A 19,198-nucleotide genomic window follows, 5' to 3' on the forward strand; every position below is an offset into this window, starting at 1 on the left:
TTGAGCTCTGGCGGGCGCAACCCCACACTCCGGTCATGCGCAAGATTCTTCTCGTCAATGGGCATCAGCCCTTTCCCTCGTCTCCGGGGCGGCTCAATGCGACCTTCACCGAGCGGGCGCGCCAGGCCTTCCTGGCGGGCAGGGCTGAAGTGGAGAGCGTGGCTGTGGCGGATGCGTGGGATGTGGAGACGCAGATCGGGCTGCAGCTCTGGGCGGATTTCGTTCTCTATCAGTTTCCGCTCAACTCGATGGGGCCGCCCTGGTCATTGAAGCGCTATCTCGACGAGGTTTTCACGGCCGGCATGGATGGCCGGCTGGCGCGCGGCGATGGGCGCACCCGGTCAGACCCGTCACGGCCTTATGGCTCGGGCGGGCGGATGCAGGGGCGATCCTATGCGCTCTCACTGACCATGAATGCGCCGCGCGGGGCGTTCGACGATCCCGACGCGCCCTTGTTCAAGGGGCGGTCGGTTGATGATCTGTTGGCCCCCTTGCACATTAATTTTGCCTTTTTCGGTCTGGCACAACGGCCCGGTTTCGTGGCCCATGATGTCGCCAAGAATTCACGGATTGCAGCTGATCTGGAGCGGTTTGATGCCTATCTGGCGGACCTGATGACCGATTGAGCATGAATGGGGCGGCCTTGAGTCGCGTCTGCGCTTTGCCGGGCCCGTATCTCAGCCGGCTATTTGGTTCGACGCGCCGATTTGCCTTGCCAAAATCGCGTCGATCGCCCATATAGCGGTCACTCGATCTTGATTGCCGAATCTTCTGGGGGCGAGTTTTGCCCCCCCGACGCTCTTCCCTTTCAAATTTCGACACTTCGGGCATCAGCTGACACGCGGTCGGTTGGGCCCACAACAACGTGCCTGATTGAAAGGACATCGTCATGGCTACTGGTATCGTTAAATTCTTCAACACCACCAAAGGTTTTGGTTTCATTCAGCCGGAAGACGGCTCTACGGACGTTTTCGTCCACATCTCTGCTGTCGAGCGTTCCGGCCTGACCACGATCACCGAAGGTCAGAAGCTGAACTTCGAAGTCGTCCAGGACAAGCGTTCTGGCAAGAATGCTGCCGAGAACCTGGAAGTCGCGTAAGCGGCTTCCGGCTTGCCTGACGTCCCGCTAACGGACGGATAGGTGACGCACAGAGAGGCCGGGCATTCGCCCGGCCTTTTTGTTTCTGAACGACCCGAAACGACAACTGCAGAAGGAGTCCGATCCGATGGCTACATTGTTCAATGGTGACCAGCTGCGCCTGAAGCCCGATCCCAAGCTGGATCCGGAACAGGACGCTGAGCCGGTCAAGGCCGTGCCGGCCCAGAACTCCGTTCTTGATCTTCTGCAGGAAGAAGCCGATCTGCGCCTGGCCAAGGTTCAGACCCTGCGCAAGGCGCGCCTGGCCATGCAGGCCAAGGCTGCGGCCGAGGCCGAGCCCGCCGCGCCGAAAAAGCGCCGCGCCAAGCCGCCGAAATTCGCCAATCAGTCCTAGAGCAGGGCTTCGATCTCGCCGCGGATCTTCTCCGGCGTGTCCTGGGGGCCGAAGCGCTTGACGACCCGGCCCTCGCGATCGACCAGGAATTTGGTGAAATTCCACTTGATCGACGTCGAACCCATCAATCCCCTGGCTTGTGATTTCAGCCAGTCATAGAGCGGGTGGGCGTCTGGTCCGTTGACCTGGATCTTTTCGAACATCGGAAATTTCACGTCATAGGTGAGTGTGCAGAAATTGGCGATTTCTGCGGCATCGCCGGGCTCCTGCTTGCCGAACTGGTTGCAGGGAAAGCCGAGGACAGCGAGCCCCTTGTCGGCGAGCTCCGAATGCAGGGTCTCCAGGCCCTCATACTGGGGCGTGAAGCCGCACTTGCTGGCGGTATTGACGATCAGCATCACCTGGCCCTCATAGCTGGACAGTGAAACCTCGTCCCCGCTGATGTCGGTGGCCGTGAAGTCGTGAATGCGGCTCATGGAAATCTCCTCTGTCTCCTGCGATCATATGTGGTGTGATCGCGATGCGAGACAAGCGTTCAGATTGCGCTAGTTTGCCGCCGAGGAAGAGCCGGGATGACCATGATGACCGATACGCTGCAGGCCCGCATTGAGGCGCTGGAAATCCATGTCGCCCATCAGGATGCGACGGTTGAGGACCTCAATGGCGTCATCCTCGCCCAGCGCGAGGAACTCGATCGGCTGACGCGTCGCATCAATCGCATGATGTCGCAGATCGATGAGCTCGAAGCCGCCGCACCGGCCCCGGAAGTGACCAAGCCGCCGCATTATTGATGCCGGGGGCTGCGGTCAGCTGAACACGCTCGCCGATTCCGTCTCCACGGTGATCGGGCGGAACATCCGGTAGATCATCATGGCGAGCACGAAAAAGCCGCCAAAGATCAAGGCCTGGATAAAGGCAACGACCGGGAAGAAAATCATCACGGGCAAGGCGCCCGCGAGAAATGCGCCGACGCCGTAGGCGGCCTCTCCATTCACGGTCAGGGGCGCGCCTGACAGGGACCTCAGTATCATCAGGACGAAGATGAAGGCGAAGAGCAACGTCCAGGTAAAGGTCCAGCCCACCACAACCAGCTTGTAGATACTGCCGAGTGAGAGCTGTCCATTGCGTGTCCTGAGTCGCATGATATCCCCCTGCTTATGCCAGGTTGCAGGCTAGCGGGCAGGGCGACGCCCCGGCAAGGCGGTATCACCCGGTTTCCACAGTCTTCTCCGCCAGCGCCGAGCGGACCGCCGGCATGATGCGGCGACTGACCGGTCCTTCACTGGCATTGGACAATAGGAGCCGGCCTGTCCCGCTCGCTTCACGCTCCAGCGCGGAGACGAAAAGCGTATTGACGATGTGCGAGCGGTGGACGCGCAGGAAGGCGGCCGGGAGCTGATCCTCCAGCCCGCCCAGCGTGCCCGTATAGAGCGTGGTCGCCCCGTCCTCGAAGTGCAGTTCGACATAATCGCCCGCGGCCTTGAGCTGGACGATGCGATCGGTCGAGACATAGTCGACGCGGCCGGCGCTCACGAGCTGGATCTGTTCCGGCGCTGACTTCTGGCGGGCCTGGGCGAGGGCGGTCTCCAGTTGCAGGGCACGCCCGGTTTCCAGCCTGCGTTGCCGGCGTTCCTGAACAAGAAGCTGGGCCTGTTGGTAGATTCCGAAGGCGAGCACGCCGGCGGCCGCGTGGAAATAGCCGACATCGAGAAAGCGGGACCCGAAATGAAAGACCGCGAGAAGTCCCAGAATGAACAGGCCGGCGAGTATGAGGGCGCCGCGCTGTTTGCGGGCGGCCCAGCCGAGTGAGAGCAGGAGACCGGCGCCGCAACCGGTCATCATGACACCCGCCGTCTTGCCGTCGAAGCCGGGAATGAGAGCAATCACGATGGCCATGGCCAGAGCCACAACGGACAGGCGCGCCAGGCGAGACCGCCAATCCAGCGATGTCATGCGCAGCATCAGCCATGCCAGCAGGCAGAGCATGAAGCCGGCGGCGCACACCGTGATCAGGACAAGTCGCGTGTCGTGGAAGGGGTAGGGATAGGCGACGAGGCCGCGCGCTGATTCCACGAAGAGTTCAGTACCGGCAAAGAGGGAGGCGCAGGCGAGGAAAAGGGAGGCTTCCCGGTCCTCATTGCGCCACGCGGTAACCCCGAAGAAGACGAGCCCGATCAGGAAGACCCCGAAAGTGATCAGGCTGGGCCAATAGCCGGTTATGATGAAAGTGGTCGGGTTCTGAAAACGGCTGAACTGGATGGCGTGGATGGGCGAGACGAGGCGCAGCCAGCCATGATGGCTGGAGAGGCGCATGTCGATCACATTATCGCCAGCCCGGACCAATGTGTGCGGCACGAACAGGCTGGCATCGATGCGGCCCGCCTCCTCGGCCCTGGAAGTGTCCGCCGGGAGGCCGTTGGCGCCGATCCGGCTACCGTTGAAATAGACCTCGCTCGACATCTTGCCCATGACCATCAGACCCCAGGGGCCTGTGCCCTGCCATTCGCCATTGGTCAGGGGCAGCCGCAGCCGGACCCAGATATGGCGACCTTGCGGGTCGAGATTGTAAAGAGCGACCGTCTCGCAGTCGGCGGCGGTGAAGTCCGGCGGCGCGATGTCGCTATCGCGCGCCGGGCAGACAATCACGTCCTCGATGGCAACATGGGTGGTTCGCTGGGCGCCAGCGCCCGTTGCGAACGCGACCAGGGCAAGCAGGGCAAGCAGGGCAAGCAGGCTGGCTCGAAAGCCGGCGGCGAGGACGTGGGGCGGGATCGGACGAACGGTCATGTTTGCCAGATTAGCGGTTGCGGTCCGGGGCGTCCCGCCGCTTGTCGGTTGATCGGCACCGCTGGCCGAATTCCGGGTGTGACGCGACGCCGGACGCGGTCTGATCACGGCATGCCCGGGGGGCAAGCCAATTCGGAGATGCAGTCATGACACTCACCCAGATCGCACGCGCCAGCCTGCTGGCCGGCACGGCCTTGCTCGCCGGCCTTCTGGCCGGGCCCGCGCCGCAGGCCCTTGCCCAGGGCGACGGTGAGAGCGAAATCACCTTTACCGCCCAGAGCGGCGACACTGTCGAGGCCTATCGCGGTGAATTCCAGGTGCCGGAAAACCGGGCCGACCCGGACAGCCGGATGATCACGATCAGCTATGTCCGCTTTCCCGCGACCGGCGAGACAGCCGGTCCGCCCATTGTCTATCTCGCAGGAGGCCCGGGCGGTTCCGGGTCCGGAACGGCGCAGGGGCGTCGCTTCCCGCTTTTCATGGCCATGCGCCAGCATGCGGATGTGATTGCCTTCGACCAGAGGGGCACAGGCCAGAGCCAGCGCCCGCCGCGTTGCGCCAGCAGCCAGCAGATTGATAGCGCCGCTCGGGTCAGCGATGCGGACATCGTGGCGGCCTATCAGGCGGCCCTCGCCGAGTGTGTGGGCTTCTGGCAGGCCGAGGGCGTCGACCTGCTCGGCTATACGACGCGCGAAAGTGTCGCCGACCTGTCAGACCTGCGTGCCCATCTGGGTGCGGACGCGATGTCGCTCTGGGGCATTTCCTATGGCAGCCATCTCGCCCTGGCGGCCCTCGACGCAATCCCGGACGAGATCGAGCGGGTCATCATCGCCAGCGCGGAAGGTCTCGACCAGACCGTGAAATACCCCGCCCGCACCGACGCCTATATTGCGCGCCTGCAGGCGGCGATCGACACGCAGCCGGCCGCGGCTGCGCTCTATCCGGACATTGCGGGCCTGATGCGCCGGGTGCATGCACAGCTGGAAGCGGAGCCGATCCTGATCCAGGTGCCACAGGAAGACGGACCGGCAATCCCCTTCCTTCTGCAACGCCACAACGTGCAGCAATTCTCCTCGGGCCTGATTGCCGATCCCGCCAATGCCGGCCTGTTGCCTGCGCTCTATGCCAGTCTCGAGCAGGGCGACACCACATTGGCGACCCGTCTGCTCGGCTTCTTCTGGACACCGGGCGAGCCGCTTTCACTCAATGCCATGTCGACTGCGATGGATATTGCCTCCGGGATTGATGCCGATCGTCTTGCCGCGGTGGAGGCGCAGGCGGAGACCAGTCTTCTGGGCCTCTATCTCAATTTCCCCATGCCACAGCTCAATGACGCGGTGGACGGCCTGGATCTCGGCGCAGACTTCCGCACCGGCCCGACCGGCGACACGCCTGTCCTGCTGCTGACCGGTACGCTGGACGGCCGGACCTATCCGCAAAGCCAGCGTGAGGCGGTCGCAGATCTGAGCGATGTGACCCGGGTCGTCGTGCGCAATGCCGGCCATAACCTCTTCATGACAACGCCCGAGGTTGGTGAGGTCATGCACCGCTTCATGCGGGACGAGCCGATCGACGACACGGAGATCGTGATCGATCTGCCCGACTTCCTGGCCAACCCGTTCGAGCGCTAGGGCCAGCCCCGGATCGTCAGGGCCCGCGTGGTAAAGATCGCAAGATCGGGACCGCGCGGGCTTGCCGCCATCGCTAAACCGGTTTCATGGTTCACCGTGGAGGAGACACGACCATGATGCCGGATAACCGGGTTCGCCATGCCGAGCGGATCGAGCGCGTCCTCGCGCATATTGAAGCCGCAGACGAGGGCGAGCTGTCACTGGACAGGCTGGCTTCCATTGCCTGCCTTTCGCCCTTCCATTTTCACCGCGTGTTTCGACTGATGACCGGCGAGACCCTTGCCGAGACAGTGCGCCGCGTGAGGCTGGCGCGCTCCCTGCCTGATCTGGCCAATCCCGACGAGACGGTGACGCGGGCTGCCGCTGGCGCGGGCTATGGTTCCAGCCAGTCCTATGCGCGGGCCTTCAAGGCCGCCACGGGTGGGTCGGCCAGCGAGCTGCGGGCCGGGCGAAGTGAATTGATGGCGCGTCTCCTGCGGCCCGCTCCGGAGCAGTCGGCGCAAAGCCCGATGGCGGTGGAGATTGTTTCAACGGATCCGCTTCGCTTGCTCGCAATCCGGAATATCGGCGCCTATTCCGAACTCAACGAGACCTATGAACGCCTGTTCGAGCGCGTCTTCACTCACCACCCGATGGAGGCCCTGGCCGGGATTTACGGCATCTGGCACGAAGACCCACGCTTCACCGAGGCGACGGCCCTGCATTTTGACTGCGCGATCGCTGTCGGGGATCTGGCCCCTCCCGATGGCATTGAGGTCCTGGCCCTGGCCGGTGGTCGTCACGCCCGCCTGCGCCATGTCGGCAGTTACCAGACCCTGCATGACAGTATCGACCGGCTCTACGCGGCCATTCTGACCCGCGAGGCGGACGAGATCGGCGATCAACCGCTCTTCGTGCATTATGTCGATGATCCGGAAAGCCGGCCCGAAGCGGAATGGCGCTCGGATATTTTTCTGCCACTCGCGCCGGGTTAGGGCAGGGTGGCGGCCTGCACTCCGGACAGGCGTATGACAGCCCCTTGCATCCAAATGCCGCTTCGGCGGCGACATAGGGTCAAAGGCTGCAGGGTGCGGCCCAAACGGACGCGATCGACAGGAGACACACGCGATGGCCGAGATATTTGACGATTACTGGTGGCTGCTCTTCCCGCTGGCCTTTTTTCTGGCAGCCGGTTGGGGAAGCTTCATGCGCTACAAGCGGACCCAGGCGAAGATCGACCTGCTGAAGACCTATGCCGCATCGGGCAAGGAGCCGCCGGCGGACCTGATCGCCAGTCTCGACAAGCCGGGAGACGGGCGGGCCGACTGGTCTGACCTGGATGGCGACGATGATCGGCGGGACAGCCATGGCACCGGTTCCAACGCCTTTCTCGTCATTCTCTTTGCCGGCTTCGCGGCGGTCTTTGCCTATGAGGGCTATCGTGGCCTGATCGGCATGGGCGAGGTGGCCTATTTCGTGGCCCTGATCTTCGTCGTGTTGTCGGCGTCCTTCTTCGTAGCGTCCTTCTTCAAGCGCAAGTCCTAGGACTGAGCCATGAGCACGCCACCGACGGACGCCGCGCTGGTCGCGGCGGCCCGCTCGGGCTCAGACGCAGCCTTTGCGCGGATCGTCGACCGGTATCAGGGTCCGATCCGCACATTTCTGCGACGCCTGGGGCCGTACACATCCGATGCCGACGATCTGGCCCAGGAAACCTTCCTGACCGGCTGGACCGAGCTGCGCGGCCTGCGCGAGCCGGCGCGACTCAAGTCCTGGCTGTTCTCGATTGCCTGGCGCAAGGCCAAGGGCGAGGCCCGGACGATGGCGCGCAACCGGCAGCGCGATCATGACTGGCAGGAAATTCGCCCGGATTGCGAGACGCCGGAGACGGAGCGGGCGATCGCCTTGCACCAGGCCCTGGCGCAATTGCCGCCGGACCAGCGCGCGGCGGTATCGCTCTGCCTGGGAGACGGCTGGACCCATGCCGACGCGGCCGGGGTCTTGGATATGCCGCTGGGTACTGTAAAATCACATGTGCTGCGAGGCCGAACGCGCCTTGTGGAGATTCTGGGAGTGGATTCATGAGCCAGCCTGACCCGCTTGCCGATTTCTTTGCTGCGGACGCTGCCCCGGCGGTGGATCGCGGCTTTCGCATGGCCGTGATGGAACAGGTCGCCCGGCGCCGCCTGCGCGTCGAGCTCGCACTTCGCAGCCTGGCCACGCTTCTGCTTTTTGTCGGCGTTGCCCTGATCTCACCGGTGCTGCAGCGTTTCGCCCAATTGCTCGGGCAGGATTTGTCCCAGGTTCTGCTGGTCATGCTGGCAGCCGGCCTGGTGGCCTATCTGGGTCATTTCTGGTTGACCCGAAAGCCCGTTTTGCGCCTGCCACACCTGCGCTTTTTCTGAGCAGATTATTGGCACTCCACGTGGAATTGCACGGCGACATCGCCATGAATCGCCTATAGTCGTGTTTGCAAGGGGGAGGCGCGCATGCTGCTGCTGTCTGTTGGACTGGTTCTGTTTCTGGGCGTTCATCTCCTGCGAGTTGTGCCCGGCGTTCGGGATGGTTTGCAGGCCCGTCTTGGCGCGACGCCCTACAAGCTGACCTATACGGCGATTTCGCTGGTCGGCTTTGTCCTCATTATCTACGGCAAGATCATTGCCCATCCAACGCCCGTCGTCTGGGAGGCTCCGGAGTGGGGACGTCATCTGGCCCTGTTCGCCGTGCCGCTGGGGATCATTCTCCTGACGTCGGCCTATGCGCCGGGCCATATCCGCCGCTGGGTGCGCCACCCGATGCTGGCCGGTGTCGTGGTCTGGTCAGGGGCGCACCTGCTGGCCAATAGCGAGGCTTCGGCCGTTCTTTTGTTCGGCAGTTTCTTCGTCTGGTCGCTGATCACCTTCATCGCCGCCTGCTTCCGCGAGACGCCCCCGCCCGTGGTAAAGGGGTGGGGTGGCGATCTCACCGCGATTGTCCTTGGTCTCATCGCAGCGCTTATCCTATTGAATTTTCACATGTATCTGTTTGGTGTCGCAGTAATCGGATAATTTCTGCATCCAAACAGAGATATCGCCGCATCTCAGGGTCAAAGGCGACGCGAAAACGGAGCCTGGCCCTAGTGAAGGAGATTTGAAATGAACCCTTGGGTATTTGTAGCACTGGCGCCGTTTGTAATGGTCGCCTCGATCGTTTGGTTCTCGCTTCGTGCCCAAACGGAACGTCGAACCGCGACGCTCAGGGTGGTGGAAGAAGCCATCAAGGGCGGGCAGACCATGACGCCGGACACCATCCGGGCGTTGGGCATGCCGCGCAAGGATAGCAATGGTGACTTGAAGTCGGGTCTCATCCTGGTTGCCGTTGCTGCTGGCTTTGTCGTGCTTGGCTGGGCGGCCGGAGTCGTCAGCGGCGAAGAAGAGGCCATGTACATGATGCCAGCCATCGCCGCCTTCCCGGGCTTTATCGGTCTGGTCCTTGTCGGGTTCGGCCTGCTGGGTCGCAAGAAAGAGGGCGCCGAGTAATCGGAGCAAGCTGATGAAGGCGTCGGACGAAGAACTCACAGCCCTGGTGGTCGCCACAAAGAACCCGGCGGCCTTCGGGGAACTGGTCCGGCGTCATCAGGGCCTGGTTCGCGGCATGCTGCACCGCATGTGTCGCAACCACGCCCTCGCGGATGACCTGGCTCAGGATGCCTTCATCAAGGCGTTCGAGAAGGTCGGAAGTTTCAAGGGCACGGGCTCCTTCAAGTCCTGGCTCTGTTCCATCGCCTACACCCAATTCCTGATGTCAGCGCGCAAGCGCAAGGCGGCGGACCGGGTGCTGGAGAAGTTCCAGAGCGGCATGGAAGAATCCGAAGCGCCCCGTGATATGGGCAATGTGGTTGATCTCGATCGCGGCCTTGCCACATTGAAGGATGAAGAACGGATCGCGGTCGTGCTATGTTATTCGTGTGGCATGTCACACTCGGAAGCCGCTGAGGCGACCGGTATGCCACTGGGAACGGTCAAGTCGCACGTCAATCGCGGCCGGGCCAAATTGCAGGCGTTCTTTACGGACGCGGAGGTGATGGCGTCATGACGATGAATGATGCATTCGATGCCCGGCTCAAGGCCGCCTTCGCTCAGGCAGCCGAGCCGCTTGAGGCGGAGCGTGAGGCCGATGCCTTCTCGCACCGCGTGGTCAAGCAATTGTCCAATCCGGATCGCAAGCGGATCCTGCTGCTCGGCGGTGCCGGGTCAACCGGGTCGGCGATTGCCGGCACCCAGCTTGAAGGCCTGCTCGGCCAGGTCCAGGTGCCGACGGAAGGCCTGATGGCGAATATCGGCTTCCTGATGAGTCCGGAAGTCATGGCGGCCGGTGCCATGGCTGTGGCGGTTGGCATTGTCGCGACGGTCTTGCCGCGCCGCATCGCCTGAGCCACCGTCCAAGGCTTTTGCAGCGCAGCATGCTGCGCTAGGGTCCGGCCACCCGTATTGAAAAGGCCTGTTTCATGTCAGCCCAAACCCAGATCCGGCGCATCACCGCGCCGGATATTCGTGCCCGCAAGGGCGGTGAGCCGATCGTCTGCCTGACCGCCTATGACGCGCCGATGGCGCGCATTCTCGATCCGCATTGTGACCTTCTCCTCGTTGGCGACAGCGTCGGCATGGTGGTGCACGGGCTCGATTCAACGATCGGCGTCACGCTCGACATGATGATCCTGCATGGCCAGGCGGTCATGCGCGGCGCCAAACGCGCCCTGGTCGCCGTCGACATGCCGTTCGGGAGTTATGAAGCGTCCCCGGAGCAGGCGTTTGCCAATGCGGCGCGCATCATGGCGGAGACCGGATGCCAGGCGATCAAGATCGAGAGCGGCACCTATGCGGCCGAGACGATCCGCTTCATGGCGGCCCGCTCCATTCCGGTCATCGGCCATGTCGGACTGCGCCCGCAGGCGGCCCTGGCCGATGGCGGCTTCAAGGCCAAGGGGCGCACGGACAGTGAGCGCCAGCGCGTGATCGACGAGGCCGTGGCGACCGCAGAGGCGGGCGCCTTCGCCCTTGTCATTGAAGGTGTTGCGGAAGACCTTGCGCGCGAGATCACGGAGACTGTCGCTGTCCCGACCATCGGGATCGGGGCCTCGGCGACCTGTGACGGCCAGGTTCTGGTCACCCAGGACATGCTCGGCGTGTTCGACTGGACGCCCAAATTCGTCAAGCGCTACGACAATATGGCGGAGCGGACCGATGAGGCTGTTGCGCGCTATGCCCGGGAAGTCCGGGATCGCAGCTTTCCCTCGCCACGCGAGGTCTACACGATGAAGCGCTCTGACGGCTGACCTCGGTTGCGGCAGGGGGGGAGTAACGCTAGGGTCCGCGCTCATTGAATGGATTTACGGAGCCGCCCCGACGTGGTCGATATTTTTGAAGAAGTCGACGAAGCACTTAGTCGCGACAAGTATCAGGAATTGCTTCGCAAATATGGACCGTGGGCGCTTGGCGGCGCACTCGCCATCATTGTGGGTACGGTGGCCTGGCAGGGATTTGATGCCTGGCAGACCTCGGGCCGTGAGGCGGCGTCCGATTCCTATGCTGCGGCGATGACGCAGGTCGAGGCCGGGCAATTGCCGCTCGCAGCTGCCAGTCTCGAGACTCTCGCCGGCCAGGGCACGGCCGGATATGTCCCGCTTGCGCTTATCCAGCGCGGCAATGTCGCGCTCGAACAGGGCGATAATGCTGCCGCTGCCGATTTCTTCGAGCAGGCCGCTGCTGCTGCCAGTGACCCGCTGCTGGGCGACATGGCGGAAATCCGCGCGGTCTGGGCTGCTTGGGACACACTGTCCTTCTCCGATATCGATCTGCGCCTGAGCCGGCTTGTGAACGGGGAATCGCCCTTCCGCCATCTGGCGCGCGAGACGATCGCCTCTGCGGCTTTGCGCGCTGACAATTACGAGCGGGCCCGGACCCAGTACCAATTCCTGGCCTTTGCCAATGACGCGCCTGCGGGTGTCTCCGCCCGGGCACGCGAAGCCCTGGCCCTGATTGCCCAGCGCGCCGGGCCGGCCGAGCCCTCTGCCGATGACGTGTCAGCCGACACCATGGCGACGGATGATGCCCCGGTGGACGATGCTGCTGCGGCTGACGATGCTGTGGCCGAAGAGACAGCCGCCGAGACCGAAGAAACTCCTGATGCCGGGGATGCAGGCAATGATTGATGTAAAGCGTATCCGCACCCTTCTGGGTGTGGCCCTGATCGCCCCGCTGGCCGCCTGTTCGTCGGTGCCCAACCCGCTGGACATGATCCCGGGGCGCGGCAATGACGACGACAATAATCTGAATGGTGACGCACCGACCGATGGTCGCGTCTCCATCCTCAATTTCGAGCAGGGCCTGCGCCTTGATGGCGAAAGCGCCGGCGTCGTCGAGTTGCCGACTGCCTATGTGAACACGGTCTGGCCGCAGCCGGGTGGCTATCCCACCAATGCCGTCCAGCACACCCAGGCATCCGGTCCGCTGGACATCGCCTGGCGTGAAGGCTTTGGCGCCGGCTCCGACAATAGCCGCCGCATCAATGCCCGTCCGGTCATCGCGGCGGGCAATATCTATGCGATCGACGCCAGCGGCGAGGTCGTGGCGATGAATGCGGACACGGGCGCGACGGTCTGGCGTCACCAGATCGAAGCGACGCACCGCTATGACCGCATGTCGTTCGGCGGTGGCCTGGCCTTTGATGGCGGTCGTATCTACGTCCATTCCGGCCTGAATTTCTTTGTCGCCCTGGATTCCGCAAGCGGCGCGGAATTGTGGCGCTCCGAGACGCTGGTGCCTTTCCATGGCGCGCCGACGGTCGCCGATGGCCGCGTCTTCGTGTCGAGCGACGACAACGAACTGCTCGCCTTGGATACCGATAGCGGCCAGGTGTTGTGGACCTATCAGGGCATTGTTGAATCCGCGCGCCTCCTGACCGCGCCAAGCCCGGCCGTGCTGGGTGATATCGTCGTGGCACCCTTTGCCTCGGGCGAGCTGATTGCGTTGCGGGTCCAGAACGGCAATCCGATCTGGCAGGACAGCCTGACCCGCGCGGGTGGTCTGACAGCCATGTCGGAGATCAATGATGTCGCCGGAAGCCCGGTCGTCGTCGACAATACCGTGTATGCGATGAGCCATTCCGGCCTGCTCGCGGCAATCTCCCTGCGGACGGGTGAGCGCCTGTGGAGCCAGCCTGCCGGTGGACTGCACGCCCCCTGGGTGGCCGGTGACTTCCTCTATGTCACGACAAGCGAGGCGGAGATTGTCTGCATCAATCGCCTGGACGGTGAAGTGTACTGGATCACCCAGCTCGACCTGTTCGAGAATGCCAGCGAGCGCAAGAACCGGCTCGCCTGGACAGGGCCGGTGATGGCCGGCGGCCGTATCATTGTGGCCTCCAGCCGCGGCGATATGCGGGTGCTCAACGCCTATGACGGGACGATCATGTCGCAAAGCGATTTGCCCGGCGATGTGTTCATCCCCCCTGTCATTGCCAATGAAACCGTATATGTCGTCACCGATGACGCGCGGATGATCGCGCTCCGCTAGGCGCAAACGCATGACTGCTCACTTGCCCCGCATCGCTGTCGTAGGACGGCCGAATGTGGGAAAATCGACCTTGTTCAATCGCTTGGCCGGGAAACCCCTGGCTATTGTCGATGACCGGCCCGGTGTTACCCGGGACCGGCGTGAGGCGCGTGGGCGTCTGGGCGACCTGCCCCTCCTGCTGATTGATACGGCCGGATATGACGATGCCGAGAAGGATGGCCTGGATGCGGAGATGCGCACCCAGACCGAAATGGCCATCCATGATGCCGATCTCTGCCTTCTCCTGATCGATGCCCGCGCGGGTGTGACGCCGCTCGATGTTGTCTTCGCTGACGTCATCCGCAAGTCGGGAAAGCCTGTCCTGTTGCTGGCCAATAAGTGCGAGGGCAAGGCGGGCGAATCCGGCCTGATGGATGCGTTCGAACTGGGCATGGGCGAGCCGATTGCATTCTCCGCAGCGCATGGCGCCGGTATCGGTGACCTCTATGACGCCATGATCGAAGCGCTCGGTACGATGGCCAAGGCCGCGCGCCGCCGTACCAAGGATGAGGGCGACCCACCCCTGCGGATTGCTGTTATCGGCCGCCCGAATGCCGGCAAGTCGACGCTGATCAATACATTGATCGGTGACGAACGCCTGATCACGGGACCGGAAGCGGGTATCACCCGCGACGCCATTTCGGTGGATTGGGTCTGGGATGGGCGCCGTGTGCGCCTGCATGACACGGCCGGCTTGCGCAAGCGCGGCAAGGTTGCCGACCGGCTTGAACGGATGAGTGCGGCGGACACGCTGCGCGCGGTCAAGTTTGCCGAAGTCGTCCTGCTCCTCATGGATGCCGATCACCCGCTCGAGAAACAGGACCTCCATCTGGCCGACATGGCCTACAAGGAGGGCCGTGCCGTCGCGATCTGCGTGTCCAAGATGGATCTGGTGCCCAATCGCGAGGCCTATCTCAAGGAAATCCGGCTCGAGTTTGAACGCCTTCTCCCGCAGATGACCGGGGCGCCCCTGCTGCCCATCTCTGCGCTCAAGAAGAAAGGGTTGGATGCCATCATGCCGACCCTGGCCAAGCTGCACGAGAATTGGGACGCCAAGGTCAAGACGCGCGATCTCAATGACTGGCTGCACGAGATGACCGAGCGGCACCCGCCGCCTGCCGTCAATGGTCGCCGGATCAAGCCGCGCTACATGACCCAGACCAAGGGGCGTCCGCCAACCTTTGTCTTGATGTGTTCGCGGGCATCGGACTTGCCGGAGAGCTATAAACGCTATCTGGTCAATGGCTTGCGGGAGTCGTTTGACCTTCCCGGCGTGCCGATACGACTGATCGTCAAGGCCGGCAAGAATCCGTATGTCGATGGCGATCGTGGTGGCAGTGGTCCGGGCGACAAGGCGTCGAAAGCTGGCAAGCCCGAGCGGCCCAATCGTCCGGTCAAGCCGCCCAAGGGGCAGCACCAGGCCAAGGGCCGGGCCGCAGCCCGCAAGCCGTAACGACCGCGGTCGTCAGCCGTCAAATTTCACGATTTCGCCGTGCCGCGTGCAGTCCGGACTCACCAGGTCCGCAATCGTTGGCCAAAGAGCGCCGGGCTCTGAAAGGTCTTGCGGGTTTTCGCCCGGGAAGGCCTTGGCCCGCATCTGGGTGCGCAGCACGCCTGGATACACCGTATTGATCCGAAGCTTCGGATTGTTCACATGCTCATTGGCCCAGCTCTCGACCAGGGCGTCCAGGGCGGCCTTGGAGGCGGCATAGGGCCCCCAGAAGGCCCGGCGTGAGGCCGCGGCACCTGAGGAGATGAAGACGGCTCGTCCGGCGTCAGAGGCCAGAAGCAGCGGCTCGAACGCACGGATCATGCGGGCCGGCGCCATCAGATTGACCCCGATCACTTCATGCCAGGTCTTGGACTTTACCTGCGAGGCCGGCGTCAGCACGCCGAGCGCCCCGGCATTGGCGAGCAGGATGTCCAGCTTTTCCCAGCGCTCGGTGATAATGCCGCCGAGCTTCTCGATCCCGTCCTGGCTCATCAGGTCGAGCGGGACGAGGGTGCAGCTGCCGCCGGCAGACGTGATGTCATCATCGAGTTCTTCCAGCCCGCCCGTGGTGCGCGCCGTCGCAATGACATGCGCGCCCGCCTTGGCGAGTTCGAGAGCCATGGCACGGCCAATACCGCGCGACGCCCCGCTCACCAGAGCGAGGCGGCCTTGAAGATCGATCTGGGTCATGCGTCCACCAGGAAGGAGAGCTGGAATTCCTTGGCCGAGAGATCACGGTCATGATCGGCCAGGATGGTCGGGTATTCACCCGTGAAATAGTGGTCTGCCAATTGTGGCGCCTCGTCATTGCGCGGCGCGCCGATCACGGCCTGGTAGAGACCATTGACCGTGAGGAAGCCGAGACTGTCAGCCTCGAGTCTGGCGGCCATTTCCTCGACCGACATGTTGGCGGCGATCAATTCCTTCTGACCGGCCATGTCGATCCCGTAGAAGTCCGGGAATTTGATCGGCGGGCAGGCGGAGCGGAAATGGACTTCCGAAGCACCGGCTTCGCGCATCATGCGGACAATCTTGAGCGAGGTCGTGCCGCGGACGATTGAATCATCAATCAGCAGGACGCGCTTGCCGCGCACAACGGCGGCATTGGCGGCGTGCTTGCGGCGAACCGACAGGTCGCGCCGGTCCTGGGTCGGCTGGATAAAGGTCCGTCCGACGAAATGGGACCGGATAATGCCGAGCTCGAAGGGAATGCCGGAGGCTTCCGAATAGCCAATGGCCGCGGGCACACCGCTGTCGGGCACCGGGATGATGACATCGACATCGGCCGGTGTTTCCAGCGCCAGCTGGCGACCCATCTCCTTGCGCGCCTCATAGACGCTGCGGCCTTCAATGACCGAGTCGGGACGGGCGAAATAGATGTATTCAAAGGCGCAGGGCTGGGCTGTGCGGGCCGGTGCGAAACGCTCGGACCGCACACCCTGCTCATTCACCACCAGCGCTTCGCCGGGCTCGATCTCGCGCACAAAGGTCGCGCCGACCATGTCGAGGGCGCAGGTCTCCGAAGCGAAGATATAGGCGTCATCCAGCCGGCCCATGACCAGCGGACGGATACCATAAGGGTCACGCGCCACGATCAGCCGGTCATTGACGACGGCGACGAAGGCGAACGCGCCCTGGACCTGTTTCAGGGCCGAGAGCACGCGGTTGGTCAGCTTGTTCTTTTTCGACAGGGCAGCGAGATGGAGAACCACTTCGCTGTCCGAGGTCGACTGGAAGATCTGGCCGTGATTGACCAATTCCTCGCGCAGGACGCGGGCATTGGTCAGATTGCCATTATGGGCGAGGGCGATGCCGCCGCCGCGCACATCCGAGAAGAGGGGCTGCACATTGCGCAGAACCGATGCGCCCTGCGTCGAGTAGCGGGCATGTCCGATTGCGACGCGGCCGGGCAGGCGCTGCGGGAGATCGGGTGAGGTGAAATTCTCACCGACCAGGCCGAGATAGCGCTCAATATGAAAACGCGACCCGTCATGGGTCGCGATTCCGCACGCTTCCTGGCCTCGATGCTGGAGGGCATGGAGGCCGAGCGCCGTCAGGATGGCGGCGTCATCGGCGCCATATACGGCAAAGACGCCGCATTCTTCCTGGGGGCGATCACTCTCCGGATCGTAAGTCAGTGTGGCGGGAATGGCGCTGTGGTCGCTCATCCATCGTCTTCCTGGTCATCCGTGGTCGAACCGATGAGGTCATCTAGTCGGTTTCGGTCGCGTCTGCCATAGGACGTGTCATTATTTCTTATTGTTTCTGCAATCGGGTCATTTGTGCTGCCCGGCAGGGGCGCACTGGAACCGATGCGCGAACTCTCCGGCGCCAGGGTCTGCAGGGCACGTGCGGTCGCATTCACCAGCGGATAGATGCGGGCCTGGGTGATGCTCTCGGGCGGGCGGCCATTCTCGCCGAATGTGGCTGCCATGAAGATGACGACCAGTCCCAGCAGGACAAGTCCGCGGACCAGGCCGAAGGCGAAGCCCAGCGTCCGGTCGACCACATTCACGTCCTCGCCCTTGGCAAGGCCGCGCGAGAGCGAGCTCGTGACGAAGGTCACCGCCAGATAGATGATGATGAAGACGATGGCCCCGATGGCCAGCGGTGCCAGCCAGTCCGGATCGATCATGTCGCGCGCCGGTCCGATGAAGGCGGGCAGGGCCCACAGGGTCGCCAGCGATGCCGCCACAAAGGCAGTCACCGACAGGGCTTCGCGCACGAAACCACGGACCAGGGCCAGAAGACCGGAAGCCAGAAGAATGGTCAGACCGATGCCGTCAAAGGCGGTCAGTGATGATTCCATGGGCGCGACACTCCCTATTCGCCCGCCATTGCCCTGAGAGTCTGCACCAATTCGAGCGCGGTGGCCACGCCATCGACCCGGACCGGAGCGGTCTCGTCGGCAGCAGCCTGGGGGGCGATGGCCCGCGTGAAGCCGAGTTTGGCGGCTTCCTTGAGGCGCGAATCACTGCGTCCGACCGGACGAACATCGCCGGAAAGACTGATTTCTCCGTAAACAACGCCATCTGCCGGCAGGGCAACGTCCAGCGCCGAGGAGACGATCGCCGCGGCGACCGCAAGATCAGCGGCCGGCTCGGAGATTTTCAGCCCGCCGGCGACATTGAGGAAGATGTCGCGTCCCGCCAGTTCGACTCCACACCGGGCTTCCAGCACGGCAAGCACCATGGCCAGGCGGCCACTATCCCAGCCAACCACGGCCCGTCTGGGCGTACCGAAGGCTGCCGGTGCGACCAGGGCCTGGATTTCCGAAAGAACGGGCCGTGTGCCTTCCATACCGGCGAAGACTGCCGCACCGGGCGTGTCACCGCCGCGTCCGTCGAGAAAAAGCGAGGACGGGTTCGTGACCTCGGCCAACCCCTTGTCACCCATCTCGAAGACGCCGATCTCATCGGTCGGGCCGAAGCGATTCTTGACCGCGCGGAGAATGCGGAACTGGTGCGATCGCTCGCCCTCAAAATAGAGGACGGCGTCAACCATGTGCTCGACCACGCGCGGTCCGGCGATCTGGCCGTCCTTGGTGACATGGCCGACCAGGATGACGGTGCAATGGCTCTTTTTGGCGAAGCGGACAAGTTCCTGGGCGCAGGCACGGACCTGGGCGACTGTGCCGGGCGCGGCTGCCAGCTGGTCGGACCAGACCGTCTGGATTGAGTCGATGACGACAATGTCCGGCCTTTCCGACTTCAGCCCGTCGAGAATATTGTTCAGCGAGGTTTCCGAGGCGAGCGAGACCGGCGCGTCTGCAAGTCCGAGCCGCTTGGCGCGGCGTCGCACCTGGTCGATCGCTTCCTCACCGGATACGTAGATTGTCCGCGCATCCGAGCGGGCGATCTGGGCCATCATCTGCAGGAGCAGGGTGGATTTCCCGATCCCGGGGTCTCCGCCCACCAGGATGGCCGAGCCGGGGACCAGGCCGCCGCCGCAGACCCGGTCGAGCTCGCTGATGCCCGATTGAAGCCGGGCGGGTTCCGGGCTTTCGGAGCCGAGATCCACGAGATCGAGACGGGCCCCACGCCCGCTTCGCTTGGTCTTGCTGGCCTGCGTTCCGAGCGGGGCTGACGGGGTTTCCTCGACCAGCGTATTCCACTGCCCGCACGCGTCACAACGTCCTGCCCATTTCGGGTGCACGGCGCCACAGGACTGGCAGACATAGGTATTCTCGGCACGTGCCATGCGAATCGGCCCCGGATAGCTTCG

General features: G+C 63.4%; 24 protein-coding genes. 17 read left to right on the forward strand and 7 right to left on the reverse strand.

The genetic code is table 11. The annotated features are described in order from the left end of the window. The 3 genes from QZ266_RS05120 to QZ266_RS05130 all read left to right on the forward strand — a co-directional run. The coding region (locus tag QZ266_RS05120; protein ID WP_295692199.1) for an NAD(P)H-dependent oxidoreductase at positions 1-626 on the forward strand (626 nt) is incomplete at its 5' end. Between the two features lie 263 nt (positions 627-889). Beyond that, entirely contained in the window at positions 890-1,099 is a 210-nt protein-coding gene (locus QZ266_RS05125) for a cold-shock protein (protein ID WP_295692202.1), read from the forward strand. A gap of 127 nt (positions 1,100-1,226) precedes the next feature. Then, complete coding sequence (locus tag QZ266_RS05130) at positions 1,227-1,493, forward strand: hypothetical protein (RefSeq protein ID WP_295692204.1); 267 nt, start codon at positions 1,227-1,229, stop codon at positions 1,491-1,493. Here the strand turns inward: QZ266_RS05130 and QZ266_RS05135 are convergent. Continuing rightward, complete coding sequence (locus tag QZ266_RS05135; protein ID WP_295692206.1) at positions 1,490-1,969, reverse strand: glutathione peroxidase; 480 nt, start codon at positions 1,967-1,969, stop codon at positions 1,490-1,492. The genes QZ266_RS05130 and QZ266_RS05135 overlap by 4 nt on opposite strands. Positions 1,970-2,065: 96 nt before the next feature. On the opposite strand from QZ266_RS05135, the gene QZ266_RS05140 reads away from it, so the two are divergent. Continuing rightward, entirely contained in the window at positions 2,066-2,284 is a 219-nt protein-coding gene (locus QZ266_RS05140) for a SlyX family protein (RefSeq protein ID WP_295692208.1), read from the forward strand. 15 nt (positions 2,285-2,299) lie between these two features. Here the strand turns inward: QZ266_RS05140 and QZ266_RS05145 are convergent, their stop codons facing one another. Both QZ266_RS05145 and QZ266_RS05150 read right to left on the reverse strand, forming a co-directional pair. Then, entirely contained in the window at positions 2,300-2,635 is a 336-nt protein-coding gene (locus tag QZ266_RS05145; RefSeq protein ID WP_295692210.1) for a hypothetical protein, read from the reverse strand. A gap of 64 nt (positions 2,636-2,699) precedes the next feature. Next, positions 2,700-4,280, reverse strand: a complete 1,581-nt coding sequence (locus QZ266_RS05150; protein WP_295692213.1) for a LytTR family DNA-binding domain-containing protein — start codon at positions 4,278-4,280, stop codon at positions 2,700-2,702. A 146-nt stretch (positions 4,281-4,426) separates the two neighbouring features. Between QZ266_RS05150 and QZ266_RS05155 the strand changes: the two genes are divergently transcribed. The 13 genes from QZ266_RS05155 to der all read left to right on the forward strand — a co-directional run bounded on the left by QZ266_RS05155 (position 4,427) and on the right by der (position 14,935). Further along, entirely contained in the window at positions 4,427-5,911 is a 1,485-nt protein-coding gene (locus QZ266_RS05155; protein ID WP_295692215.1) for an alpha/beta fold hydrolase, read from the forward strand. A gap of 113 nt (positions 5,912-6,024) precedes the next feature. Beyond that, positions 6,025-6,885 carry a GyrI-like domain-containing protein gene (locus QZ266_RS05160; RefSeq protein WP_295692217.1) on the forward strand — a complete coding sequence of 287 codons (861 nt, stop codon included), beginning with the start codon at positions 6,025-6,027 and terminating at the stop codon, positions 6,883-6,885. A gap of 133 nt (positions 6,886-7,018) precedes the next feature. Beyond that, positions 7,019-7,435, forward strand: a complete 417-nt coding sequence (locus tag QZ266_RS05165; protein WP_295692219.1) for a hypothetical protein — start codon at positions 7,019-7,021, stop codon at positions 7,433-7,435. A gap of 9 nt (positions 7,436-7,444) precedes the next feature. Next, a complete protein-coding gene (locus tag QZ266_RS05170; RefSeq protein WP_295692222.1) occupies positions 7,445-7,975 on the forward strand; it encodes a sigma-70 family RNA polymerase sigma factor in 531 nt (176 codons plus the stop codon). Then, a complete protein-coding gene (locus tag QZ266_RS05175) occupies positions 7,972-8,295 on the forward strand; it encodes a hypothetical protein (RefSeq protein ID WP_295692225.1) in 324 nt (107 codons plus the stop codon). The genes QZ266_RS05170 and QZ266_RS05175 overlap by 4 nt, the downstream gene beginning before the upstream one ends. Before the next feature lie 84 nt (positions 8,296-8,379). Then, positions 8,380-8,937 carry an NnrU family protein gene (locus QZ266_RS05180; protein ID WP_295692228.1) on the forward strand — a complete coding sequence of 186 codons (558 nt, stop codon included), beginning with the start codon at positions 8,380-8,382 and terminating at the stop codon, positions 8,935-8,937. Positions 8,938-9,024: 87 nt separating this feature from the next. Then, on the forward strand, positions 9,025-9,408 hold the full coding sequence (locus QZ266_RS05185) for a DUF6249 domain-containing protein (protein ID WP_295692230.1): 384 nt from the start codon (positions 9,025-9,027) through the stop codon (positions 9,406-9,408). 13 nt (positions 9,409-9,421) lie between these two features. Next, positions 9,422-9,964 (forward strand): sigma-70 family RNA polymerase sigma factor, encoded by a 543-nt coding sequence (locus QZ266_RS05190; RefSeq protein ID WP_295692232.1) that lies wholly within the window; start codon positions 9,422-9,424, stop codon positions 9,962-9,964. After that, positions 9,961-10,302 carry a hypothetical protein gene (locus tag QZ266_RS05195; protein ID WP_295692234.1) on the forward strand — a complete coding sequence of 114 codons (342 nt, stop codon included), beginning with the start codon at positions 9,961-9,963 and terminating at the stop codon, positions 10,300-10,302. Before QZ266_RS05190 ends, QZ266_RS05195 begins: the two co-directional genes overlap by 4 nt. A gap of 74 nt (positions 10,303-10,376) precedes the next feature. Next, positions 10,377-11,204, forward strand: a complete 828-nt coding sequence (gene panB, locus QZ266_RS05200; RefSeq protein ID WP_295692237.1) for a 3-methyl-2-oxobutanoate hydroxymethyltransferase — start codon at positions 10,377-10,379, stop codon at positions 11,202-11,204. Between the two features lie 72 nt (positions 11,205-11,276). Beyond that, entirely contained in the window at positions 11,277-12,080 is an 804-nt protein-coding gene (locus QZ266_RS05205) for a tetratricopeptide repeat protein (protein WP_295692239.1), read from the forward strand. Continuing rightward, positions 12,073-13,443, forward strand: coding sequence for a PQQ-like beta-propeller repeat protein (locus tag QZ266_RS05210; RefSeq protein ID WP_295692242.1), 1,371 nt, complete (start codon positions 12,073-12,075; stop codon positions 13,441-13,443). The genes QZ266_RS05205 and QZ266_RS05210 overlap by 8 nt, the downstream gene beginning before the upstream one ends. Before the next feature lie 10 nt (positions 13,444-13,453). Beyond that, a complete protein-coding gene (der, locus tag QZ266_RS05215; RefSeq protein ID WP_295692244.1) occupies positions 13,454-14,935 on the forward strand; it encodes a ribosome biogenesis GTPase Der in 1,482 nt (493 codons plus the stop codon). 12 nt (positions 14,936-14,947) lie between these two features. Here der and QZ266_RS05220 read toward each other — a convergent pair whose 3' ends face one another. The 4 genes from QZ266_RS05220 to radA are packed head-to-tail and all read right to left on the reverse strand — an operon-like array spanning position 14,948 to position 19,174. Next, entirely contained in the window at positions 14,948-15,664 is a 717-nt protein-coding gene (locus tag QZ266_RS05220) for an SDR family NAD(P)-dependent oxidoreductase (RefSeq protein ID WP_295692246.1), read from the reverse strand. After that, positions 15,661-17,142 (reverse strand): amidophosphoribosyltransferase, encoded by a 1,482-nt coding sequence (purF, locus tag QZ266_RS05225; RefSeq protein ID WP_295692248.1) that lies wholly within the window; start codon positions 17,140-17,142, stop codon positions 15,661-15,663. Before purF ends, QZ266_RS05220 begins: the two co-directional genes overlap by 4 nt. Then, positions 17,139-17,783: a CvpA family protein gene (locus QZ266_RS05230; RefSeq protein WP_295692251.1), complete on the reverse strand. Its 645-nt coding sequence runs from the start codon at positions 17,781-17,783 to the stop codon at positions 17,139-17,141. The genes purF and QZ266_RS05230 overlap by 4 nt, the downstream gene beginning before the upstream one ends. A 14-nt stretch (positions 17,784-17,797) precedes the next feature. After that, positions 17,798-19,174, reverse strand: coding sequence for a DNA repair protein RadA (gene radA / locus QZ266_RS05235; protein ID WP_295692253.1), 1,377 nt, complete (start codon positions 19,172-19,174; stop codon positions 17,798-17,800). Positions 19,175-19,198: the final 24 nt, after the last annotated feature.

It is taken from the genome of uncultured Maricaulis sp. (genome assembly GCF_905480005.1).
GTDB lineage: Bacteria > Pseudomonadota > Alphaproteobacteria > Caulobacterales > Maricaulaceae > Maricaulis.

Excerpts from the sequence above, each read along its gene's own strand:
- QZ266_RS05190 (WP_295692232.1), top strand. The coding sequence starts at position 9,422 with ATGAAGGCGTCGGACGAAGAACTCACAGCCCTGGTGGTCGCCACAAAG.
- QZ266_RS05140 (WP_295692208.1), top strand. The coding sequence starts at position 2,066 with ATGACCATGATGACCGATACGCTGCAGGCCCGCATTGAGGCGCTGGAA.
- radA (WP_295692253.1), bottom strand. The coding sequence starts at position 19,174 with ATGGCACGTGCCGAGAATACCTATGTCTGCCAGTCCTGTGGCGCCGTG.
- QZ266_RS05150 (WP_295692213.1), bottom strand. The coding sequence starts at position 4,280 with ATGACCGTTCGTCCGATCCCGCCCCACGTCCTCGCCGCCGGCTTTCGA.
- QZ266_RS05170 (WP_295692222.1), top strand. The coding sequence starts at position 7,445 with ATGAGCACGCCACCGACGGACGCCGCGCTGGTCGCGGCGGCCCGCTCG.
- QZ266_RS05125 (WP_295692202.1), top strand. The coding sequence starts at position 890 with ATGGCTACTGGTATCGTTAAATTCTTCAACACCACCAAAGGTTTTGGT.
- QZ266_RS05165 (WP_295692219.1), top strand. The coding sequence starts at position 7,019 with ATGGCCGAGATATTTGACGATTACTGGTGGCTGCTCTTCCCGCTGGCC.
- QZ266_RS05135 (WP_295692206.1), bottom strand. The coding sequence starts at position 1,969 with ATGAGCCGCATTCACGACTTCACGGCCACCGACATCAGCGGGGACGAG.
- QZ266_RS05230 (WP_295692251.1), bottom strand. The coding sequence starts at position 17,783 with ATGGAATCATCACTGACCGCCTTTGACGGCATCGGTCTGACCATTCTT.
- QZ266_RS05175 (WP_295692225.1), top strand. The coding sequence starts at position 7,972 with ATGAGCCAGCCTGACCCGCTTGCCGATTTCTTTGCTGCGGACGCTGCC.
- QZ266_RS05145 (WP_295692210.1), bottom strand. The coding sequence starts at position 2,635 with ATGCGACTCAGGACACGCAATGGACAGCTCTCACTCGGCAGTATCTAC.
- QZ266_RS05210 (WP_295692242.1), top strand. The coding sequence starts at position 12,073 with ATGATTGATGTAAAGCGTATCCGCACCCTTCTGGGTGTGGCCCTGATC.
- QZ266_RS05130 (WP_295692204.1), top strand. The coding sequence starts at position 1,227 with ATGGCTACATTGTTCAATGGTGACCAGCTGCGCCTGAAGCCCGATCCC.
- QZ266_RS05155 (WP_295692215.1), top strand. The coding sequence starts at position 4,427 with ATGACACTCACCCAGATCGCACGCGCCAGCCTGCTGGCCGGCACGGCC.
- QZ266_RS05180 (WP_295692228.1), top strand. The coding sequence starts at position 8,380 with ATGCTGCTGCTGTCTGTTGGACTGGTTCTGTTTCTGGGCGTTCATCTC.
- purF (WP_295692248.1), bottom strand. The coding sequence starts at position 17,142 with ATGAGCGACCACAGCGCCATTCCCGCCACACTGACTTACGATCCGGAG.
- panB (WP_295692237.1), top strand. The coding sequence starts at position 10,377 with ATGTCAGCCCAAACCCAGATCCGGCGCATCACCGCGCCGGATATTCGT.
- QZ266_RS05185 (WP_295692230.1), top strand. The coding sequence starts at position 9,025 with ATGAACCCTTGGGTATTTGTAGCACTGGCGCCGTTTGTAATGGTCGCC.
- QZ266_RS05160 (WP_295692217.1), top strand. The coding sequence starts at position 6,025 with ATGATGCCGGATAACCGGGTTCGCCATGCCGAGCGGATCGAGCGCGTC.
- QZ266_RS05195 (WP_295692234.1), top strand. The coding sequence starts at position 9,961 with ATGACGATGAATGATGCATTCGATGCCCGGCTCAAGGCCGCCTTCGCT.
- QZ266_RS05220 (WP_295692246.1), bottom strand. The coding sequence starts at position 15,664 with ATGACCCAGATCGATCTTCAAGGCCGCCTCGCTCTGGTGAGCGGGGCG.
- der (WP_295692244.1), top strand. The coding sequence starts at position 13,454 with ATGACTGCTCACTTGCCCCGCATCGCTGTCGTAGGACGGCCGAATGTG.